Raw genomic sequence first — 2018 nt, forward strand, 5'->3', positions numbered from 1 at the left:
GACCCCACCGAACGCGCGGTGGTCTCGACAGCGTCCTACGAGGCTCGCGCATTCGGCGTGGGCTCCGGAATGCCCCTGCGGATCGCCGCCCGGAAGGTACCCGATGCCGTGATTCTGCCGGTGGACCATGAAGCCTATCTCGCCGCGTCGGAGCGGGTCATGGCCACCCTGCGGGCCCAACCGGGTGCCACCGTCCAGGTACTCGGCTGGGATGAGGCCTTTGTGGGGGTGGTCACCGGTGACCCGGAGGCCTACGCTCGCTGTCTCCAGAAAGCTGTACTCGAAGACACCCGGCTGCACTGCAGCGTCGGGGTCGGCGACACCCTGGTTCGCGCGAAAGTGGCGACCGGATTCGCCAAGCCGGCAGGCGTTTTCCGGCTCACCGCCGACAACTGGCTGACGGTAATGGGAGCCAGGCCGACAATTGACCTGTGGGGCGTGGGGCCAAAGATCTCCCGGCGCCTCGCCGCTTCCGGCATCAGCACGGTTGCCGAACTCGCTGCCTGCCACCCGGAGGACCTCGTGCAGGAGTTCGGTCCGAAGATGGGCCCCTGGTACGCGCAGCTGGGACGCGGTGACGGCGAACGGACGGTCGATGACACCCCCTGGGTTGCGCGGGGGCACAGCCGCGAGACGACGTACCAGCAGGACCTCACCGAGCCGTCACAGGTCGAGGATGCGGTCCGCGAACTGGTGGCGCGGGTTCTGGAGGATGTTGTCGCTGAGGACCGCCCGGTCATCGGGCTGACGCTCAAGGTGCGGTACGCGCCGTTCTTCACCAAGACCTACGCCCGGCGAATTTCCGAGACGTTCGACCGCGAAGCGGTGCTTGCCGCCGCCCTGGCCCTCCTCGGGAAGGTCGAACCGGGACGGCCCATCCGGCTCCTCGGGTTCCGTGCGGAGATGGCGATGCCCGAAGAGGCACGGAAGGGGCACACCCCGACGCGCAGCGGATGGTGAGCCGCCGACGGCCTGATGTGAGCCGTCGTCCATTGTGGGCGGCCGCGGCGACCCCACCGAACGCGCGGTGGTCTCGACAGCGTCCTACGAGGCTCGCGCATTCGGCGTGGGCTCCGGAATGCCCCTGCGGATCGCCGCCCGGAAGGTACCCGATGCCGTGATTCTGCCGGTGGACCATGAAGCCTATCTCGCCGCGTCGGAGCGGGTCATGGCCACCCTGCGGGCCCAACCGGGTGCCACCGTCCAGGTACTCGGCTGGGATGAGGCCTTTGTGGGGGTGGTCACCGGTGACCCGGAGGCCTACGCTCGCTGTCTCCAGAAAGCTGTACTCGAAGACACCCGGCTGCACTGCAGCGTCGGGGTCGGCGACACCCTGGTTCGCGCGAAAGTGGCGACCGGATTCGCCAAGCCGGCAGGCGTTTTCCGGCTCACCGCCGACAACTGGCTGACGGTAATGGGAGCCAGGCCGACAATTGACCTGTGGGGCGTGGGGCCAAAGATCTCCCGGCGCCTCGCCGCTTCCGGCATCAGCACGGTTGCCGAACTCGCTGCCTGCCACCCGGAGGACCTCGTGCAGGAGTTCGGTCCGAAGATGGGCCCCTGGTACGCGCAGCTGGGACGCGGTGACGGCGAACGGACGGTCGATGACACCCCCTGGGTTGCGCGGGGGCACAGCCGCGAGACGACGTACCAGCAGGACCTCACCGAGCCGTCACAGGTCGAGGATGCGGTCCGCGAACTGGTGGCGCGGGTTCTGGAGGATGTTGTCGCTGAGGACCGCCCGGTCATCGGGCTGACGCTCAAGGTGCGGTACGCGCCGTTCTTCACCAAGACCTACGCCCGGCGAATTTCCGAGACGTTCGACCGCGAAGCGGTGCTTGCCGCCGCCCTGGCCCTCCTCGGGAAGGTCGAACCGGGACGGCCCATCCGGCTCCTCGGGTTCCGTGCGGAGATGGCGATGCCCGAAGAGGCACGGAAGGGGCACACCCCGACGCGCAGCGGATGGTGAGCCGCCGACGGCCTGATGTGAGCCGTCGTCGGCCTTTAACGCAGATCGG

At 68.5% G+C, this 2018-nt stretch carries 1 protein-coding gene and 1 pseudogene; both read left to right on the top strand.

The window, feature by feature from the left end:
• Positions 1-960, top strand: a 960-nt coding sequence (locus X803_RS19265; protein ID WP_035778612.1) for a DNA polymerase IV, incomplete at its 5' end; no start/stop codon positions are given.
• 31 nt (positions 961-991) lie between these two features.
• Positions 992-1969: pseudogene (locus X803_RS19270) on the top strand (DNA polymerase IV); the annotation flags it as partial.
• Between the last annotated feature and the right edge of the window lie 49 nt (positions 1970-2018).

This window comes from Arthrobacter sp. 35/47 (assembly GCF_000520475.1).
Lineage (GTDB): Bacteria > Actinomycetota > Actinomycetes > Actinomycetales > Micrococcaceae > Arthrobacter_D > Arthrobacter_D subterraneus.